The sequence below is a fragment of the Bradyrhizobium viridifuturi genome, assembly GCF_001238275.1.
Taxonomy (GTDB): domain Bacteria; phylum Pseudomonadota; class Alphaproteobacteria; order Rhizobiales; family Xanthobacteraceae; genus Bradyrhizobium; species Bradyrhizobium viridifuturi.
The window spans coordinates 71,001-88,683 of record NZ_LGTB01000013.1 but is presented as its reverse complement, the minus strand read 5'-3'; the positions used below and the strand labels follow the sequence as shown (position 1 = coordinate 88,683).

Below are 17,683 nucleotides of genomic sequence, written 5' to 3'. Positions count from 1 at the left end.
CTAGAATTTCACCGTCGCCGAAAGCGAGAAGCGGCGCGCATCGCCCATCGCCACCGTCAGGATGTTGTTGGCGGATGGATAGTAGACGGTATCGAACAGGTTCTTGACGTTGAACTGGTAGATCACCGGGAAGGTCTGGACCTTGGTCTCGTAGGTCGCAAATGCATCCGCTACGGTGTAGGCCGGCAGCACGAAGCTGTTCGCCGCGTCGCCGGGCCGGTCGCCGACATAGCGCGCGCCGCCGCCGAGACGCAGGCAGCCGGGCAAGGTGGTGCCGAAATCGTAGACCAGATAGAGCGAGGCGGTGTTGAGCGCGACGTTCTGCAGCGCCTTGCCGACGAGCACTGGATCTTCGGTGACGCGCGCATCGGTATAGCCGTAGCTTCCGATCATGCTCCAGCTATCAGTCAGCCTGCCAGTGACGTCGAATTCGACGCCGCGAGAGCGCGCCTTGCCGGCGGTGCGGTACTCGACGATTCCCGTCGCGGAGTTGAGCTGCGAAACCAGCACGTTCTTCTTGTCGATGTCGTAGAGCGCGAGCGTGCCGGACAAGCGTTTGTTGAAGTCGAACTTGACGCCGGTCTCCCACTGGGTGCCTTCCTCGGGGGCGATGTTGGAATCGATCACGACGCCTCCGGTAAGCGGTGCGATGGTCGAGGTCGGCTTCAGCGACTGCGTGTAGCTCGCATAGAGCGAGACCTGGTCGGTGAGATTGACAATGGCGCCGCCGAGCGGAAGCACCTTATCGGCCGACACGTTGGTGTTGGTGATGAACGGCCGGCCCCTGCCGGCGATCTGGTCGTAATCCATGTAGCGCACGCCGCCGACCAGCGCGAAGCGCTCGGCCAGATGCAGCGTATCCTGGAAGAACAGCGACCATTGGCCGAGCTTGTCGGTCTGGGCGCTGTCGCTGGCCGATACCGTGGTGCCCGGCGTGATCAGCCCATAGACCGGATTGTAGAAGTTGAAGCTCGGCGTCGCCTGCCGGATCAGGTTGTCACGGTAGATCGTGCGGTACTGGCCGTCGCCGCCGAACAGCACTTCGTGGCGGAATCCGCCGAGCCAGACATTGCCCTGCAGATAGGAGGTGCCGTAGCTGGCATTGCTGAGCGAACCCTGCGTGCCGTCATTGCTGCGGGTCTCGACGCCGGTCTTGCTGTTGATGCCGGTGATGCGAAGCTGGTTGGCGCTGAAGCTCTCGGTGTTGTAGCTGTAGGCCGCGAACAGCTTCCAGTCCTGGTTCAGGCGGTGTTCGACCGAGGCCTGCATCAGGTCGGAGGTTCCCCACATGTTGTTGAAGGGCTCGTCGAGCCGGCGTGTCGCGGGGATCGCAAGCGGCGCCTTTGTCACGGAATCGAACGCGGTGCCGCGGTCGAACGGCGTGATGAATTCGCGGTGCTCGTAGTTGAGCTGCACGGTGGTGTTGTCGCCGTACCAGGCCAGTGACGGGGCGATCAGCATCTCGCGATGGCGTCCGAAATTGCGCCAGTAGTCCTCGCTCACGCCATAGCCGATGAAGCGATAGGCAAGACCGCCATTGCCGATCGGGCCTGTGATATCGATGGTGCCGTCGGCGCCGCTCTTGTTGTTGGCGTAGGTCGAGCCGAGCAGGGTCATCGAGCCGTGCTGATAGAGCTCGGGGCGCTTACTGATGGTGTTGACGATGCCGCCGGGGTCCATGATGCCGTAGAGCAGCGAGGCCGGGCCCTTGAGCACCTCGACGCTCTCGACCGTGGCGTTGAGGCTGCGGCCCTGCACCAGCGGCATGCCGTTGCGCATGATCGAGCCGTCACGGTTGTCGCCGAAGCCGCGGCGCATCACGGCATCCTGGGTGCCCGCCAGCGTGTTGCCCTGGGTGACGCCGCTGACGTTGGACAGCGCGTCGTCGAGATTGCGCGGCAGCTGGTCCTTCAATACCTGCTCCGGCACGACATTGACGGTCTGCGAGGTGTCGAGCGGCGAGGCGCCGCTGCGCAGCGTGGTGGAGCTCGGCATCGCGCGATAGCCTAGCTTGGCTTCATTCAGCGCGGCGGCGCCAGCTGCCGCGCGCTCCGACGCCGTCGGTGGCGTCGACTGAGCATTCCGGCTGCGCTGTCGTGCCGCGGCTGCCGCCTGCGTTCGCTGCGCCGGCTTCACCGAACTGCTTGCCGGCTTACGCTTCTGCGTTGGTTGCTCGACCGTGACCGGCGGCAACGGGACGCTCGACTGGGCACTTGCCGGTGTCACCGCGGTGGAGACATCGGCGAGCAGGAATGCTGCGCCGATCAGCAGGTGGGTGTGGCCCTTGTCGGCGGCAATTCGACGGTCGCCGACAATCCGGCAATCAGCATTCACAGGCACGCTTGGACTTCCGATTCACACGAACGCATTCACGCCGCGCCTCTAGCAGTCGGCGCGCGCGAAAAGAACCGGAGCAGACTTGAATCCCTCTAACCGGATTGGATTTGAATCGTTCTAAGACGCAGCAAGGCTCGCGCACGCGCGCAAGCCTTGCACCTCATGACTTGATCGTTGCGTCAGCGCGTCAATTGGTCGCGCGATCCCGGAGGTCGTTTGTCATGTCACGCCTCACGCGTAGATGTACGCCGTGTCGCGCGATGCGGCTCACGACATCGTCAGGCTGACCGGCGCCTTGCCGACCATTCCCGTGCTCACGCCGTCGCGCGCCATCGATTCGATCTCGCCCCAGTTCTCGCGAAAGATTCGCGCCGCCTCGTTGGCGCTTTCCGCCTGGATCGTCAAACTGCACGCGCGTCTCGTGCCGTTGCTGGCAAGCTGGAAGTAGAGGACATAGCCAGACGATTCCGCGTTCCGCGCGCCCAACGGTGCCTGCTGCTGCATGTAGGTTTTCCCCAATAGTGTTCTTGTTGCGCCACCGGGGTACAGGATTTGACAGGGATGCGGCACCTTCGTGATTCAAGACGCGCAATCTACGCAATTGCGCGTTTTTGTCTGACAGTGTTGCCGGGATTCAACAGGCGATGGAACCGGCACCGCGCATCGACCGCACTCGAGCAGCGATCGCGGCGTACCTCAACCGCGGTGTGGCCTAAGCATCGCCCTCCGGATGCACCATCAGGGTTTCCTGGATCGAGGTCGCGAGCATCGACCCATTGCGGTCATGGACACGGGCGATCGACAGCCCGCGGCCGCCATCGGCGCAGGGGCTCTCGGTTTCGACGTGCATCCACGCGTCGGGTGAAAATGCGCGGTGAAACCAGATGCAATGGTTGAGGCTCGACAGATAGAGCGGTGCGCGTGACTGCAGGTCGCGGAGATGGCCGCCGACGCTGGAGAAGTTGAGCCACCAATCCGAGAGATAGGCGAACACCGCCGCCTGGGCGCGGGAACCAGGGGCGAGTGGCTGCCTGCTCCTGATCCAGAAGCGCAGGCGCGGTTCCGCTGACGCGGCCGAGAGTTGCCGATCGATCTCGGGGATACGAAAATCCATGCTCGGCTTGATGTACTGCGAGTAGGGGCCGAGCGGCCGCAGCTGCGCCATCAGCGCGTCGGGGATCATTGCCAGGCCGGGCAGGCTGTCGGGATCTTCCGAAGCTGCGAACGGCGCGGCGTGGCGCGGACCCGGCTGTGCTGCGCAGAACGTGGCCTGTGCGCTCAGCACCGTTCGCCCATCGCCCTGGTGGCCGACGACATGGCGGGAGGAGAACCGCTTGCCGTCCTGGAGAACTTGCGCGTCGAACGTGATGCGCCGGGCAGGATCGGCGCCGCGCAGGAACAGGAGCTGCAACATTGCCGCCGGGCGATCGTCGGGCGCACTGAGCGTCGCCGCCATCATCGCCTGGCCGAGGATCTGGCCGCCATAGGACCGTCCGTTGAGATTGCCGTCGCCGAAGCGGCTGCGATAGCGGAGCGGGGTTATGGTTTCGAGCGAGACCAGCGACTCGGCCGCCTGGTTGTCCCATCGATCGCAGGCGGCTTCGTCACCGTCCGCGACGCGGATGCCTTGCCCGTCCATCCCGATCACATCGCCGGGAATTTCTGCGGTCCCGGATAGAGCGGGTAGCCGGCAGCGACGCCATATTCGCTGATGCCGAATCCGGTCTCGTTGCCGCTCTCGAGCCGCACGACATGGTCCGAGAGCGTGCGTGCGACGGCGCGCGTCGCGGCATCGTCGAGGTTCCAGACATCGTGCGCGGCATCGTGCTCGCCGCGGTCGTCGCCATGGGTCCAGCCCTGCAACCCGCCATACATGCCGGCCTTGAGATAGAACCGGATCGGCAATCCCAGCATCCTGACCTGGCGCGGCTCGCCGCGATCGAAAGCGAAGGTAAAATCGGCCGTCGCGATGGTCTGGCCAAGCGGATCGTCGGCCCACTCGATCCTGTGCTCGACCGCGGTGACCTCGCGATGCGACACCGATCCGTCGGCTTCGCGGCGGAACTCGGTGCCGGAGAGGTAATGCGGCTTGCCGGGTGTTCGCTCCTTGATGAAGATCGACAGCGCCGACTGCGGAAACTGGAACATCGACCAGGTCCAGAAGAAATTGCGATGGGTCGCAACCGGCAGTCTCGCCTCGTCGGTGCGCATCTCGGAGCGCAATCCCCAGGAGCGGTCGCGCTGTCCCCACCACAGTTCGGGCTCGATCTCGTAGCGCTTGCCGTCGGCGACGATCCAGCCACGCCAGCGGCCGAACTGCGAGACGCGGGCGAGGTCTTCTTCGACGACGCCGTTGCGCTCGCGGAAATTCTGCTTCTCCTGCGCGGCCGGAAAGCTCGCCTTGAATTCGAGCGCGAAACTGATGCCGGACGGGTTCTCGGCGAGCGAGACCCGGTGCAGGCTGTTGCCCTCGACGATCTCGATTCTGAGCCCGCCGACTTCCGTCTCCAACGGCCGGCTCCCGAGCCGGCGCGAGGCGCGGAAATTGTGCTGCCGGCGGCCGATGGTGATGCCGGCAAAGCCGTCCATCACGTTGCGGTTCGGATAGTAACCGAGCCCGATATCGATCAAAAGCTCGCTGCCGTCGATCGGATGCGCGGTGTACCAGTAGCGCTCCGTGAACCTGATATCGCCGCCACCTGCCTTGGCAAATGGCCGCGGTGTCTGGTGGCCGATCAGATCATCCTGGGCTGTCAGCATTGTTCTTGTCCTTGTGTTTGAGCCTCGGTCGTTCGATGCGAGCTGCGGTCAGTCCTTGGCCGCCTGCTTGGCCGGTCCCGCGCCGACGATGTCGCCGAACAACACCCAGGTCTTGCCGTCGAAACGGGCGAAGCGGCGTTCGGTGATCGCCGCGTAATCCTGCGGCGTGGTCTGGATCGTGATACCCGGCAGCAGCATCGGCAGCTCGATGCCGCTGAGGTTGGTGGCCTGCTTCAGCACGTTCTCCCGCGTGAGATTGTCGCCGCAGCGTTGCAGGATGATCGCGCCGAGCTGTGCGGTGGTGTAGCCGGTCACCGCGATCACGTCGTTCGGGTCCATGCCCGGCATGTACTTCGCGACGAAGGCGAGATAGTCGGTCATGCCCTTGTCATTGGCCCAGGCCGGATCGTTCGGCGTCTTGTAGGAGGTCGTGGTCAGGATGCCGGTCGATGCCTCGAGCCCCGCCGGCACCAGCACGCCGGCGATCGAATTCGCGGTCGAGCCGAGGAAGATCAGCGGCTTCCATCCGAGTTCGTGGATCTTGCGGATGGCCATCGAGGCAAATTTGTTTTGCGCGGCGATCAGGATGGTATCCGCGCCCGAGGCCTTCAGGTTCACGATCTGGGAATCGATCGTCGGTTCGGTCGATTGATACATCGCCTCCTTGACGATCATCGTGTCGGCCTTCGCGCCGAGTCCCTCCTTCAGGCCAAGGACAAAGTCCTTGCCGATATCGTCGCCCTGCAACAGCACGCCAATCTTTGCATCCGGCTTCTCGCGCAGGACGTAGCGCGCGATGATCCGGGATTCGTTGACATAGGTCGGTGAGTAGGGCGTCGTCCACGGAAACTGCTTCGGATCGTTCCAGCGGGTGCCACCGCTTTGCACGAGCAGTTGCGGGACGCCGTTGCTGTTGAGATATTTCTGGATCGCAGCGTTGGTCGGCGTGCCGAACGGCGCCATGATCGCGAGCACCTTGTCGTTCTCGACCAGCGCGCGGGTCACTTCGACAGTCTTGGGCGGGCTATAACCATCGTCGCGGGTCAGCAAGTTGATGTGGCGGCCGTTGATGCCGCCTTTCTCGTTCAGCATCGCGAAATAGGCGAGCATGGTTTTCGGGAAGCTCGCATAGATCGATGCCGGTCCGCTGTAGGGCGCATTGGCGCCGAGCAGGATCTCGGTGTCGCTCACCCCGGGACCATAGGCCTTCTCTGCGTTCGCTGCTCCGAGCGCGCCGGCAAGCGCGAACGCCCACACGGCAAACGTGACGATTGGCTTCCGCATCATCCCCTCCCATGACGGCCCTCTTTGCGGGGCTCGTTGATCCCTGCGGCGGGGCCTTCAAAGGCTTTACCCGTCGCGTCGGCTATGCAATAATAGACCGTCTGTCCGGATTATCAACTGAAATCTCCGGGCGGCGATATCGGCCTCGCGCGTGACGGAAACATCCGCGCGTGCGCGGCTGCCTGGCGATGAGGAGGAAACATGAAGCTGACGCAGGCGCTCATCTCGGCGGTGCAGTTGCGCAAGGATGCACCCGGCACCATCCATGCCGGACGATCGCGGAGCTGGAAGGAGATCGGCCGGCGCGTCGCATGTGCCGCGGGCGGCCTGCGGCGGCTCGGCATCGAGGCCGGGGATCGGGTCGCCATCCTGGCGCACAACAGCGATCTCTATATCGAGGCGCTTTATGCCATCGCCTGGGCGGGTGCGGTCGCGGTGCCGCTCAACACGCGCTGGGCGGTTGCCGAGAATGCCTATGCGATCGATGATTCCACGCCAAGGCTGTTGCTGGTCGACAAGGCCTTTGCCGAAATTGCATCGGCGCTGAAGGGGGCGAAGTCACTCACCGCGACGATCTATCTGGACGAGGGCGAGGTCCCGGTGGGCATGCAGAGCTATGACGAGCTCGTTGCGCAGGCGCCGATCGAGGATGCCTCCGGCGCCTACAACGATCTTGCCGGCATCTTCTACACCGGCGGCACCACGGGCTTCCCCAAGGGTGTGATGCTGTCGCACGCCAACATCATCTATGAATCGCTGGTCTGGATCTATGCGCTCCGCTTCCGCGAGGACACCAGATATCTGCATTCGGCCGGCATGTTCCATCTCGCCGGCACCTCGCCGATGATCGCGCTCACTTTGGTCGGCGGCACGCATGTCACCATCCCTAAATTCGACCCTGAACTCGCGATGCAGACGATCGCGGAGCACAGGGTGGACTACTGTCTGTTCGTGCCGACCATGCTCAACATGATGCTCAATCATCCGTCGTTCGGCACATATGATCTGAGCAGCGTCAGGGATTGCGAGTATGGCGCCTCGCCGATGCCGGACGCGCTGCTGGTCAAGCTGATGCGGGTATTGCCGAGCTGGCGCTTCCACCAGGGCTACGGCATGACCGAGAGCGCGGCGCTCGCGACGATCCTGCCCTGGGAATACCACGCGCTGGAAGGCCCGCTGGCAGGCAAGCGCAAGTCGGCGGGCCGGGCGGCTCCTGGTGTCGAGATCCGCATCGTCGATCCCGCGGGCAACGAGCTTCCTCGCGGCACGGTCGGCGAGATCGCAATCCGCGGCGCCGGCGTGATGCTCGGCTATTGGCGCAAGCCGGAGGAAAGCGCCCGCGTGCTGCGCAATGGCTGGCTGCACACCGGTGACGGCGCGTGGATGGACGAGGACGGCTTTGTCTATATCGTCGATCGCCTGAAGGACATGATCGTCTCCGGCGGCGAGAACGTCTATTCCGGTGAGGTGGAGAACGCGATCTTCCAGCATGAGCAGGTCAAGGAATGCGCCGTTATCGCGGTGCCTGATCCGCAATGGGGTGAGGCGGTGCACGCGATCGTGGTCCCGAAGGATGGCGCGCGGCTCGATTCCGAGACTGTGATCGCGCATTGCCGCACGCTGATCGCGGGCTACAAATGCCCACGCTCGGTCGACATCCGGCTTGAGCCGCTGCCGCTGACCGGTTCCGGCAAGATCATGAAGTCGGCGCTGCGCGAGGAGAAGTGGCAAGGCTATACGAGGTCGGTCAATTGATGCAGGAAGCTGCGAAACGATCGGACGATCTGGCCGATGCTGCGCAGGCGCCGGCGCGCCCGGCGGTCGTGAATGACGACGCGGTGCGCAGTGCGCTCGCACGACATATGTCGCGGATATCCGGGGGCCGGACGGAGATCATAAGCTTCGGCCGCAAATCGTCGGGCTTCTCCTGGATTACCTACGCTTTCGTGGCGCGCTCGGCCGATGGGGACCGCAAGTTGATCCTCCGCGTCGGTCCGCCGAACGGGCTGTTCGCGCCATACACCGTGCTGCCGCAGGTCTATGCGCTGCAAGCGCTGGCCGGCACCGGCGTTCCCGTTCCGGCGCTGGTATCGTTCGAACAGGATGGCGCCGAGATCGGCTTTCCCTTCTTCATCTGCCAGCACGTCGAGGGCGATGTTCCGGCGCCCTGGGCGGCGAGCGGACTCGATCCGCAGCACAAGCGCGCGATCGCGCGGCTGTTCGTCGAGATCCTCGCGTCGCTGCACCGGATCGACGCCGGCACGACGCCATTTGCGTCGCTGCAGCAGGGCGAAGAGCGCGCCGAGCTGCGCGCGATCGGCGGCTGGCGCGCCTCGCTCGCGCGCCCGACGGCGCGATACTATCCGCTACTCGATTGGGGCGGCCGCTGGCTTCACGACAATTGCCCACAGCCGCCGCGCCGTACCATTGTGCACGGCGACTACCGGATCGGAAACTTCATCGAGCACGAGGGGCGGATCACGGCGATCCTCGATTGGGAGCTGACCCATCTCGGCGATCCCCATGAGGACCTGGCCTGGGCGCTGATGCCGACGTTCAATGCCCGAAGCCGCAAGCTCTACGGCGTGCTCGAGCGCGCCGAGGTGATCGATCTCTATCAGGGCGCCTCGGGCATCGCGGTTTCCGACCGCAGCCTCGCATTCTACGAGGCCTATGCGCTCTATCAGGCCGCCGCGATCCAGATGTGCGCGGTGCGCGCCTTCGAGGTAGACCGTTTCAATGACATGCGGCTTGCGGTGATGGCAAGCCAGATGCCCTCGATCGTGCGGGCCTTCGAGCGCGCATTGGAGGCCGCGGCATGAGTGCATCTTTCGAGCGGTTGATCGACGGCATCATCGATGCCTTGCAGAGCCATGTCGTGCCGAACAGCGGCGACGATTTCGTCCGCGGTCAGGTGTTCTCCGCGATCTACGCGCTGAACGGGCTGAAGCTCGCCGCCGACTGGAAGGCCGGGCCGCTGCTGGAGCAAGTGAGCCTGCAAGACGACACCTTCGCCGCGATCAGGCGATTGGCCAATGGCATGGCGCATCCGGAGATTCCCGCGACGCCCCGCATTCATGGCGACAACTCTGATGCCGCCGCGATCGAGGCGTTGCGCGACGACGGCGACCGGCGGCTCGGGCAACTCCTGCTCTGGGCCAGCGGTGAGGGCGCGCGTGCGGCGGACCGCGTTGCCGCGAACGAGATCGAACGCCTGCTGCGGCGTGCGATCTGCGACCAGCTCAAGATCGAGCTTGCGACGACGCCGAAATCGATGTTGCAGCAGATCGCGGGCGGTGACGGTGGCGCGGCACAGGGCTGAGGCGCGCCCGCGACCACCGGGAATTGCATCTTTGCGCGTTGCTCCGGAACAGCAGCGGAGATCACAAGAAGCTTGCCGGTCCGCCGCACGCGTGTTATTTCATTGATCGAACGGTCGTTCGGATTATTATTGGCGACCGGCAGGACATCCGCAGGCAGGTGGCGGGCGAGGGAGACGGAGTGATGAACATGATGACCGGCGTCTCGCCATGGGAGCGGCTGATCCGGCCCGACCGGGTGCACGGATCGCTCTACACCGATCCCGAGATCTTCGAGGCCGAGCTCAAGCACATCTGGTACCGCACCTGGGTCTATGTCGGCCACGAGAGCGAGGTGCCGAACGCCAACGACTACGTGGTCAAGTCGATCGGCCCGCAATCCGTGATCATGACGCGCGACGAGCAGGGCAAGGTCAATCTGCTGCTCAACCGCTGCTCGCACCGCGGCAACCAGGTCTGCTCCTTTGAGCGCGGCAATGCGCGTTCGTTCACCTGCCCGTTCCATTCCTGGACCTTTGCCAATGATGGCCGGCTGGTCGGCTATGCCTTCCCTGACGGCTACGAGGGGCAGGACAAGGCGCAGCTCGCGCTCGGGCGGGTGACGCGCGTCGAGTCCTACCGCGGCTTCGTGTTTGGCTCGTTCGCGGCCGATGGTCCGACGCTGAAGGAGCATCTCGGCGGTGCCGCGGAGACCATCGATCGACTGGTGCGCACCTCGCCGGAGGGCGAGGTCGAGATCACGGCGGGCTTCCTCAAGCACCGCGTCAAGGCGAACTGGAAGTTCATCCTGGAGAACGAGTGCGACGGTTATCATCCCGCCTTCGTGCACACCTCGATCTTCGGTGTCGCCGACAGCATGATCGGCAAGCTCTATGGTGGCGCCTCGACCGCGCTGACCCGCGATTACGGCAACGGCCATACCGAGATCGACCTGCGGCCCGAGTTCCGCAAGCGCGATGCGCCGATGAGCTGGTTCGGGACAAGCGAAGAACGGCTGCCGGACTATACGGCACGGATGAAGATGGCGTATGGCGACACCGCGGCGCGCGAGATCATGATCGACGGCACGCCGCATGTGATGATCTTCCCGAACCTGTTCATCGCCGAGATCCAGATGTTCGTGATCCAGCCGCTCGGCGTCGACGACAGCGTGCAGCACGTCACCGCACTGCAATTCAAGGGCGCGCCCGATCTGAACCGGAGGCTGCGCCAGCAGACCATGGGCTCGGTCGGCCCGGCCGGTTTCCTGCTCGCGGATGATTCCGAGATGTATGAGCGCTGCCATCGCGGCGTGCTGGCGCGCAATCCGGAATGGATCTTCCTCGGTCGCGGCGAGAAGCGCGAGCGGCGGGACGAACTCGGCTTCACCGTCGGGCACGTCACCGACGAGGTGCCGTCGCGCGGCATCTGGACCCATTATCGCAAGCTGATGGAGCCGGTTTGATGCTGTCGCGCGAAAGCAGCGCCACGTTGATGAGCGCCATCACCGCCTTCCTCTATCGCGAGGCGCGGCTTCAGGACGAGCATCAATACGAGGCCTGGGAAAAGCTCTGGACCGACGACGGCGTCTACTGGGTGCCGGCCAACGGCGCCGACATCGACCCGGAGCGGCAGATGTCGATCATCTACGACAACCGCTCGCGGATCGCGCTACGCGTCCGGCAGCTGATGACCGGCAAGCATTTCACCCAGACGCCGCAGTCGAATTTGCGCCGACTGATCTCCAACATCGAATTGATGGACGAGCAGCCTGATAATGGCGACATCGCGGTCGCCAGCAACAGCCTGATTTTCGAGTCGAGCCTGCGCGACGATACGTTGTGGGCGGCGCGCAACGAATACCGGCTGCGTCATGTCGATGGTGAATTGCGGATGGCCCACAAGAAGGTCATTCTCGTCAACAATGACAAGGCGATCTACACGCTCTCGTTTCTGGTCTAGGGAAGGTCTCGCCATGATCGACAAGGGCCCCGTCCTGCTCGACATCACCGACGGCATCGCGCGGCTGCGGCTCAACCGGCCCGATGCCGCCAACGGCATGAGCGCCGAGCTCCTGAGCGCGCTGTGCGAAGCCATCATGCTGTGCCACGGCCATCCGGATTTGCGCGTGGTGCTGCTGACCGGCGAGGGCGCCAATTTCTGCGCCGGCGGCGATGTCCGCGCCTTTGCCTCCAAGGGCGAGAAGCTGCCGGACTATATCCGGCAAGCCACCGCCTATCTGCAGAATGCGGTGACCGGATTGCTGCGGCTCCAAGCGCCGGTGATCGCATCGGTGCAGGGCTTTGCCGCGGGCGGCGGCGGCTTCGGCCTGGTATGCGCCTCCGACATAGTGATTGCGGGAGAGTCCGCCAAATTCCTTGCGGGTGCGACGCGGGTGGCGATGGCGCCAGATGCCGGCGTCTCGGTCACGTTGTCGCGGCTGGTCGGGTTGCGGCGGGCGATGTCGATCCTGCTGACCAATCCGGTGATCCCGGCAGCCGAAGCCTTGCAGATGGGCATCGTCACCAAGGTCGTGCCCGACGCCGAGCTCGCCGATGCATCGCTCGCGCTGGCGCGCGAGCTTGCTGACGGTGCGCCGAAAGCGTTGGCGGCGACCAAGCGGCTGGTCTGGGCCGGCACCGGCACCAGCATCGAGCAGTGCCTGTCGGAAGAGGCCCGCACCGTTGCCGAGCTCTCGGGCATGGCCGATGCTCGCGAAGGGCTCGCCGCCGTGATCGAGCGGCGCAAACCAGTGTTCACGGGGCGCTGAGGTGGCGACCTTGCCATTCGGACGCCTCGACGGACGCCGTGCCTTCGTCTCCGGCGGCGCGCGCGGCATTGGTGCTGCGATCGCGCGCAGCTTTGTCGGCGCCGGCGCCAGGGTCGTGGTCGCCGATCTCGATGTCGCCGCGGCCTCTGAACTTGCGCGCGAGATCGATGCCGGGGTCGCGGGGCTCGACGTCAGCGACGCCAGGGCGGTACAGGCCGTGATGACGCAGGACGGCCCGTTCGACATCGTCGTCAACAATGCCGGCATCGATCAGCACGCCTTCTTCACCGACACCAGTGCGGAGGATTGGGCCCGGCTGATCGCGGTCAACCTCATCTCGGTGTTGGCTTGCACGCATGCCGCCCTGCCGGCAATGCAGGCGGCGCGTTTCGGTCGCATCATCAACGTCACATCGGAAGCGGCGCGGCTCGGCTCCAAGGGCGGCGCGGTTTATTCCGCAGCCAAGGGCGGCGTGATCTCCTTCACCCGGAGCATCGCGCGGGAGAATGCGCGGTTTCGCATCACCGCCAACGCGATCGCGCCGGGGCCGATCCGCACGCCGATGCTCGAGCAGGCGGTCGCCAAGGGCGGCGACAAGATCCTGCAGGCGATGACCGGCGCGACGCTGCTCGGCCGCCTCGGCGAGCCGGAGGAGGTCGCGGCCGCTGCGCTGTTCCTGGCTTCCGACCAGGCGGCCTATATCACCGGCGAGACGCTCGGCGTGTCCGGCGGCATGGGCATCGGCGGCTGAGATGGCGAGCGCGGGCGACGATATCGCAATCGATCCGGTCGAACGTGCGATCGAGCGCCTGCGCGCAATCTATCGGAACTGGACCCGCGAAACGACCGTGGCGCAGATGCGGAGCGATTGGGATGCTGCCTTTGCCGGCTGCTCGGTGCCGGTGACGTGCCGGCCGGTCTCTGCCGGCGGCGTCGATGGCGAATGGATCGTGCCCGCCAACGCATCGCGTGACAAGGCGATCCTCTATTTTCACGGCGGCGCCTTCCGCATCGGCTCGGTCGCCTCGCATCGCGATCTGATCGCGCGGATCGCCGATGCATCCGGCTGTCGCGTGCTCGCGATCGATTATCGGCTTGCGCCGGAGCACCGCTTTCCGGCAGCGCTGGATGATGCGTTGACGGCCTATCGATATCTGCGCGATCAGGGATTGCATGCGGCGGATATCGCCTTCGCCGGTGACTCCGCCGGTGGCAATCTCGTGCTCGCTGCGATGCTCGCCGCGCGTGATCGCAGCCTGCCGCTCCCGGCCGCTGGCATGCTGATGTCACCCTGGACCGATCTCGCCGCGACCGGCGCCAGCTATGAGAGCAGGGCGGAGGCCGATCCGATCCACCAGCGTGCCATGATCCTGGCGCTGGCGAAGAACTATCTCGGCAAGGACGGCGATGTCAGCGATCCATTGGCCTCGCCGCTCTATGCCGATCTCGCCGGCCTGCCGCCGCTGTTGGTGCAGGTCGGCGACCGCGAAACCGTCCGCGACGATTCAGTGGAACTCGCTGCGCGCGCCAAGGCGGCCGGCGTCGACGTCGAACTCCAGGTCTGGGACGGCATGATCCACGTCTTCCAGATGTTCCCGGAGATTGCGCAGGCGCGCGAGGCGATCGCATCGCTGGCAAAATTCTTGCGCAACCATCTTCACATTACCCCAGAGAGGGCGCCACAATGAACGTCATGACGTCGGACTCGCGCCAGCTCGCTGAGACCGAATTCCATTTCCCGGAGCCGCCCAACCCGCCCGAAGAACTGCGCATGCTGCGCGAGCAGGTCCGCCGCTTCGTCGAGAAGGAGGTGGTGCCGCATGCCGATGCGTGGGAGCGCGACGGCAAGATCCCGCGCGAAATCTATCGCCGCATGGGCGCGCTCGGCTTCCTCGGCATGCGCCACGCGACCGAATATGGCGGCACCGACATGGGGCCGCTGGCCTCGATGGTGTTCGCCGAGGAGCTCGGCCGTTCGAGCTTCGGCGGCTTCACCTCGTCGATCCTCGTACACACCGACATGTCTGCGGTGCACATCTCCTTGCGCGGCACGCCTGAGCAGAAGCGGAAGTATCTCCCGGCGATCATTCGCGGCGAGACGGTCTGCTCGATCGCGGTGACCGAGCCCGATGCCGGCTCCGACGTCGCAGGCCTCAAGACCCGCGCGCGCCGTGACGGCGATCATTGGGTGATCAACGGCGCGAAAATGTTCATCACCAACGCGGTCTATGGCGATATCCTGATCGTCGCCGCGCGCACCGATCCGCATGCCAAGGGCAGTCGCGGAATTTCGCTGTTCATCGTTGAACGCAACACGCCGGGCATCACGGCGACCAAGCTCGACAAGCATGGCTGGCTCTGCTCGGACACTGCCGAGCTCGGCTTCCAGGACGTCCGCGTGCCGGCGGAGAATCTGCTTGGCGAGGAGAACAAGGGCTTCTATGGCATCATGGAGACCTTCCAGAACGAGCGGATCTGCATCGGCGGCATCTGCGCCGGCGAATCGGCCAAGGCGATCGAGCTGACGACGAATTATGTGAAGACGCGGCAGGCGTTCGGCGGCCCGCTCTGGAACCAGCAGGGCGTGCGGATGAAGCTCGCCCAGCTCGCCGCGAAGGCGGCGGCCGCGCGGGCGCTGGCCTATCAGGCCGCCGAGCTCGCGGCGGCCGGGAAGGAATGTCTCCGCGAGGTGTCGATGGTCAAGGCGTTGTCGCCCGAGGTACTGCACGAGGTCGTGCATGGCTGCCTGCAGCTGCATGGCGGCTCAGGCTTCATGCGCGGCACAGCGATCGAGCGCATGGTGCGCGACGCCCGGGTGCTGACGATCGGCGGCGGCGCCACCGAGGTGATGCTGGAAGAAGTAGCCAAGCGGATGTGAACCGGGCGTTGCGACCGCGGCCTCCACCACTCGGATATTCAGTTCGCGGAGCCCTTGTGGAGTGCGTCCGCGATCTTCTCCAGGATGGCATTCGTACGCCGGGTCTCGGCGATTTGTTGCTCATAAAGCTCCACGACGGAGAGCCCGGACGCTGTGCGTTGGCGGTTCAGGCGAACGATCAGAATCCACGCGCCGATAAGCATGACGAACGGCCACCACGAGAGCAAAACCGACATCCAATCGCCGTTCATCGAACTCTCCAATTTCCCCGACCCGATGCGGGAAAAGGAATGCCGTCCAAATGTTAACAAACGCGCCGTCGCGCGTTGATAAATGTATGCAATACGTGCAGCGTTGAGTTGTGGACGGGTGAAGCGGGTTCGCCGGGCGGTGCGCTTGGCGGTTACTCAAGTCGCACGTGGCACCGCGACGGAACGATCAACTGGTATGCTTACCCTGGCCGACCGCCTGCGCGGCGATCCCGGGCTTCAGCCGCCAGTCCTCGCCGAAATCCGCCAGCGGATGGAAGAACAGCGGCTCGGTGGTCTCGAGCTGCCGCAGCCGCTCGGCGTAGTCGTCGAGATAGCGATGCCGCGTCGTCTCGTCGACGAAGTTCACCGAATAGGACACGAAAGGCGGCAGTACCTTGCAGCCGGCATAGGCCAGCATGCCGTTCTGGATCGGCCATAACACCACGTCGAGCGCGCCGACCAGCCCGTCGGGCGCGCACATGCCGGGATAGGCGGCGGTCGAGGTCACGACCATGGCGCGGCGGCCGGCGAGGCCGCCGGTGTCGTAGCGGCGGCCACTGCCATAGACCGCGCCATTGACGAAGACGCGGTCGATCCAGCCCTTCATGATGGCGGGGACGGAGAACCACCACAGCGGAAATTGCAGGATCAGGACGTCGCACCACAATAGCTTCTCGATCTCGGCGGCGATGTCGCCGCTGAGTGTTCCCTGTTGCAGATTGTACTTCTGCTCGCGGTCATATTGCAGGCGGTCGGGAAACCGTCGCTCGCCGAAGTCGTCCGCGGTCGCCACCGGATTGAAGCCCATTGCGTAGAGGTCGGAGATCCTGACCGTATGCCCGAGCGCGGTGAGCTCCGCCACCGACCGCGCCAGCAGTGCGGTGTTGAATGACTGCGCCTCCTGATGGGCAAAGACGATCAGGACCTTCATTGATCTAGTTCACCGGCTTGAAGCTGAGCGTGGCCGTATCGGCCTGCATGATCTGCAGCTTCTGGTTGGAGAAGCGGACGCCAGGGCCGAAGCTGATCGGCGCCATCACGCCGGTCTCGACATTCTTGGTCTTCTCCAGCTCCGAGATGGTGCAGGCCCAGGTCGGCTGCTTGCCGCAGCGCTCGATCGCCGCGATCAGCACCTTCGCGGCGGCGTAGCCCGTCATGGTGTAGCGGTTGATGCCCTTGAACTCGGCCTCCGATACGAGTGGCTTCGCTTTTTCCAGGAACGCCCTGCCGGCGGCACCGGCGAACGGCTCGACATAGTCGACCGCGTAGATGCCGTCGCCGGCCGGGCCCATCAGCTTCAGCACCGGCTCGATCCGGCCGGGCCAGAAGATGCCGGTCACCGGCTTGATGCCGAGCTTCTCGATCTCCTTCATCATCGCGATGTTCTCGGCGATGATGCCGCCGGCCAGGAACACCTCGGCGCCGGAGTCCTTCAGCTGCAGCATGTCGGACGAGAAGTCCTGCTGGCCTTTCTTGTAATTGCCGCTGTAGACGACGTTCAGCTTCTTGGCCTTGACCACGCTATCGAAGCCGTCGCGCACCGTGATGCCGTAATCGTCGTCCTGGGTGATCAGGCCCCACTTCTTGCCCGGGTTCTTGTCGGCCAGGAAGTTGACGAGGTGGACGATGCCCTCCTCATAGGATTGTCCGACCACGAACACGTTCTTGCGCGGCGGCTCCCAGAGGTGCTTGACCGGCGCGACGTCGATCACGGTCGGGATGCCCGACTTCTCCAGCACGGGCATAACGGCGATCGACTGGCCCGAACCGGAGATGCCGATCATCGCGAAGACCTTGTCGACGTCGATCACCTTCTTGACACCCTGGATGGTGCGCGCGGTGACGTAGCCGTCGTCTTCCAGCACATATTTGATCTTGCGGCCGTTGATGCCGCCGGCGGCGTTGGCCTCCGCGATCGCGATCTTGTGGCCGAGCGAGGCCGCGACGCCGAGCAACGCCGGTGGGCCGGTCAGCGGCTCGACGTCGCCGATCAGGATCTCGGTGTCCGTGATCCCGGGATCGGCGGCGCGAGCCGGGCCGGCGACAAGACAGGCGGTGGTGAGCAGCAGCGAGGCTGCCGCCAGATGTTTGATCATTGTCTCCT

The 17,683-nt window shown here is 64.7% G+C and carries 17 protein-coding genes; 9 read left to right on the top strand and 8 right to left on the bottom strand.

Annotated elements, in window-relative coordinates; genetic code table 11:
* From ALC15_RS13925 to ALC15_RS13905, 5 genes are all read right to left on the bottom strand, one after another.
* Complete coding sequence (locus ALC15_RS13925) at positions 1 to 2,334, bottom strand: TonB-dependent siderophore receptor (RefSeq protein WP_094193872.1); 2,334 nt, start codon at positions 2,332 to 2,334, stop codon at positions 1 to 3.
* Positions 2,335 to 2,604: 270 nt separating this feature from the next.
* Positions 2,605 to 2,841 carry a hypothetical protein gene (locus ALC15_RS44145; RefSeq protein WP_157860908.1) on the bottom strand — a complete coding sequence of 79 codons (237 nt, stop codon included), beginning with the start codon at positions 2,839 to 2,841 and terminating at the stop codon, positions 2,605 to 2,607.
* 208 nt (positions 2,842 to 3,049) lie between these two features.
* Positions 3,050 to 3,976, bottom strand: a complete 927-nt coding sequence (locus ALC15_RS13915; RefSeq protein WP_050627705.1) for an acyl-CoA thioesterase — start codon at positions 3,974 to 3,976, stop codon at positions 3,050 to 3,052.
* Positions 3,977 to 3,981: 5 nt separating this feature from the next.
* Complete coding sequence (locus tag ALC15_RS13910; RefSeq protein WP_050627704.1) at positions 3,982 to 5,097, bottom strand: Rv3169 family protein; 1,116 nt, start codon at positions 5,095 to 5,097, stop codon at positions 3,982 to 3,984.
* Positions 5,098 to 5,145: 48 nt separating this feature from the next.
* A complete protein-coding gene (locus tag ALC15_RS13905; RefSeq protein WP_050627780.1) occupies positions 5,146 to 6,381 on the bottom strand; it encodes an ABC transporter substrate-binding protein in 1,236 nt (411 codons plus the stop codon).
* A 201-nt stretch (positions 6,382 to 6,582) separates the two neighbouring features.
* On the opposite strand from ALC15_RS13905, the gene ALC15_RS13900 reads away from it, so the two are divergent.
* From ALC15_RS13900 to ALC15_RS13860, 9 genes are all read left to right on the top strand, one after another.
* Positions 6,583 to 8,136, top strand: coding sequence for an acyl-CoA synthetase (locus ALC15_RS13900; protein WP_050627703.1), 1,554 nt, complete (start codon positions 6,583 to 6,585; stop codon positions 8,134 to 8,136).
* Positions 8,106 to 9,203, top strand: coding sequence for a phosphotransferase family protein (locus tag ALC15_RS13895; RefSeq protein WP_128089514.1), 1,098 nt, complete (start codon positions 8,106 to 8,108; stop codon positions 9,201 to 9,203). Before ALC15_RS13900 ends, ALC15_RS13895 begins: the two co-directional genes overlap by 31 nt.
* Positions 9,200 to 9,703 (top strand): hypothetical protein, encoded by a 504-nt coding sequence (locus ALC15_RS13890; protein WP_050627701.1) that lies wholly within the window; start codon positions 9,200 to 9,202, stop codon positions 9,701 to 9,703. The genes ALC15_RS13895 and ALC15_RS13890 overlap by 4 nt, the downstream gene beginning before the upstream one ends.
* 182 nt (positions 9,704 to 9,885) lie before the next feature.
* Entirely contained in the window at positions 9,886 to 11,145 is a 1,260-nt protein-coding gene (locus tag ALC15_RS13885; RefSeq protein ID WP_050627700.1) for an aromatic ring-hydroxylating oxygenase subunit alpha, read from the top strand.
* Positions 11,145 to 11,642, top strand: coding sequence for an aromatic-ring-hydroxylating dioxygenase subunit beta (locus ALC15_RS13880; RefSeq protein WP_050627699.1), 498 nt, complete (start codon positions 11,145 to 11,147; stop codon positions 11,640 to 11,642). The genes ALC15_RS13885 and ALC15_RS13880 overlap by 1 nt, the downstream gene beginning before the upstream one ends.
* 13 nt (positions 11,643 to 11,655) lie before the next feature.
* Positions 11,656 to 12,450: an enoyl-CoA hydratase/isomerase family protein gene (locus ALC15_RS13875; RefSeq protein WP_050627698.1), complete on the top strand. Its 795-nt coding sequence runs from the start codon at positions 11,656 to 11,658 to the stop codon at positions 12,448 to 12,450.
* A 1-nt stretch (position 12,451) separates the two neighbouring features.
* The gene (locus ALC15_RS13870; RefSeq protein WP_050627697.1) at positions 12,452 to 13,201 is read left to right on the top strand and encodes an SDR family NAD(P)-dependent oxidoreductase; all 750 of its coding nucleotides are present in this window, start codon (positions 12,452 to 12,454) and stop codon (positions 13,199 to 13,201) included.
* A gap of 1 nt (position 13,202) precedes the next feature.
* Complete coding sequence (locus tag ALC15_RS13865) at positions 13,203 to 14,138, top strand: alpha/beta hydrolase (RefSeq protein ID WP_050627696.1); 936 nt, start codon at positions 13,203 to 13,205, stop codon at positions 14,136 to 14,138.
* Complete coding sequence (locus ALC15_RS13860) at positions 14,135 to 15,328, top strand: acyl-CoA dehydrogenase family protein (protein WP_094193871.1); 1,194 nt, start codon at positions 14,135 to 14,137, stop codon at positions 15,326 to 15,328. The genes ALC15_RS13865 and ALC15_RS13860 overlap by 4 nt, the downstream gene beginning before the upstream one ends.
* Positions 15,329 to 15,366: 38 nt before the next feature.
* Here ALC15_RS13860 and ALC15_RS13855 read toward each other — a convergent pair whose 3' ends face one another.
* From ALC15_RS13855 to ALC15_RS13845, 3 genes are all read right to left on the bottom strand, one after another.
* Positions 15,367 to 15,579 carry a hypothetical protein gene (locus ALC15_RS13855; protein ID WP_050627695.1) on the bottom strand — a complete coding sequence of 71 codons (213 nt, stop codon included), beginning with the start codon at positions 15,577 to 15,579 and terminating at the stop codon, positions 15,367 to 15,369.
* Positions 15,580 to 15,766: 187 nt separating this feature from the next.
* On the bottom strand, positions 15,767 to 16,510 hold the full coding sequence (locus ALC15_RS13850; RefSeq protein WP_050627694.1) for an NAD(P)H-dependent oxidoreductase: 744 nt from the start codon (positions 16,508 to 16,510) through the stop codon (positions 15,767 to 15,769).
* A gap of 4 nt (positions 16,511 to 16,514) precedes the next feature.
* A complete protein-coding gene (locus ALC15_RS13845) occupies positions 16,515 to 17,675 on the bottom strand; it encodes an ABC transporter substrate-binding protein (protein WP_050627693.1) in 1,161 nt (386 codons plus the stop codon).
* Positions 17,676 to 17,683: the final 8 nt, after the last annotated feature.

What these genes read in the sequence shown, in the direction of transcription:
- ALC15_RS44145 (WP_157860908.1), bottom strand. Translation starts at nt 2,841, where the DNA reads ATGCAGCAGCAGGCACCGTTGGGCGCGCGGAACGCGGAATCGTCTGGC.
- ALC15_RS13915 (WP_050627705.1), bottom strand. Translation starts at nt 3,976, where the DNA reads ATGGACGGGCAAGGCATCCGCGTCGCGGACGGTGACGAAGCCGCCTGC.
- ALC15_RS13910 (WP_050627704.1), bottom strand. Translation starts at nt 5,097, where the DNA reads ATGCTGACAGCCCAGGATGATCTGATCGGCCACCAGACACCGCGGCCA.
- ALC15_RS13905 (WP_050627780.1), bottom strand. Translation starts at nt 6,381, where the DNA reads ATGCGGAAGCCAATCGTCACGTTTGCCGTGTGGGCGTTCGCGCTTGCC.
- ALC15_RS13900 (WP_050627703.1), top strand. Translation starts at nt 6,583, where the DNA reads ATGAAGCTGACGCAGGCGCTCATCTCGGCGGTGCAGTTGCGCAAGGAT.
- ALC15_RS13890 (WP_050627701.1), top strand. Translation starts at nt 9,200, where the DNA reads ATGAGTGCATCTTTCGAGCGGTTGATCGACGGCATCATCGATGCCTTG.
- ALC15_RS13885 (WP_050627700.1), top strand. Translation starts at nt 9,886, where the DNA reads ATGAACATGATGACCGGCGTCTCGCCATGGGAGCGGCTGATCCGGCCC.
- ALC15_RS13880 (WP_050627699.1), top strand. Translation starts at nt 11,145, where the DNA reads ATGCTGTCGCGCGAAAGCAGCGCCACGTTGATGAGCGCCATCACCGCC.
- ALC15_RS13875 (WP_050627698.1), top strand. Translation starts at nt 11,656, where the DNA reads ATGATCGACAAGGGCCCCGTCCTGCTCGACATCACCGACGGCATCGCG.
- ALC15_RS13865 (WP_050627696.1), top strand. Translation starts at nt 13,203, where the DNA reads ATGGCGAGCGCGGGCGACGATATCGCAATCGATCCGGTCGAACGTGCG.
- ALC15_RS13860 (WP_094193871.1), top strand. Translation starts at nt 14,135, where the DNA reads ATGAACGTCATGACGTCGGACTCGCGCCAGCTCGCTGAGACCGAATTC.
- ALC15_RS13855 (WP_050627695.1), bottom strand. Translation starts at nt 15,579, where the DNA reads ATGAACGGCGATTGGATGTCGGTTTTGCTCTCGTGGTGGCCGTTCGTC.
- ALC15_RS13850 (WP_050627694.1), bottom strand. Translation starts at nt 16,510, where the DNA reads ATGAAGGTCCTGATCGTCTTTGCCCATCAGGAGGCGCAGTCATTCAAC.
- ALC15_RS13845 (WP_050627693.1), bottom strand. Translation starts at nt 17,675, where the DNA reads ATGATCAAACATCTGGCGGCAGCCTCGCTGCTGCTCACCACCGCCTGT.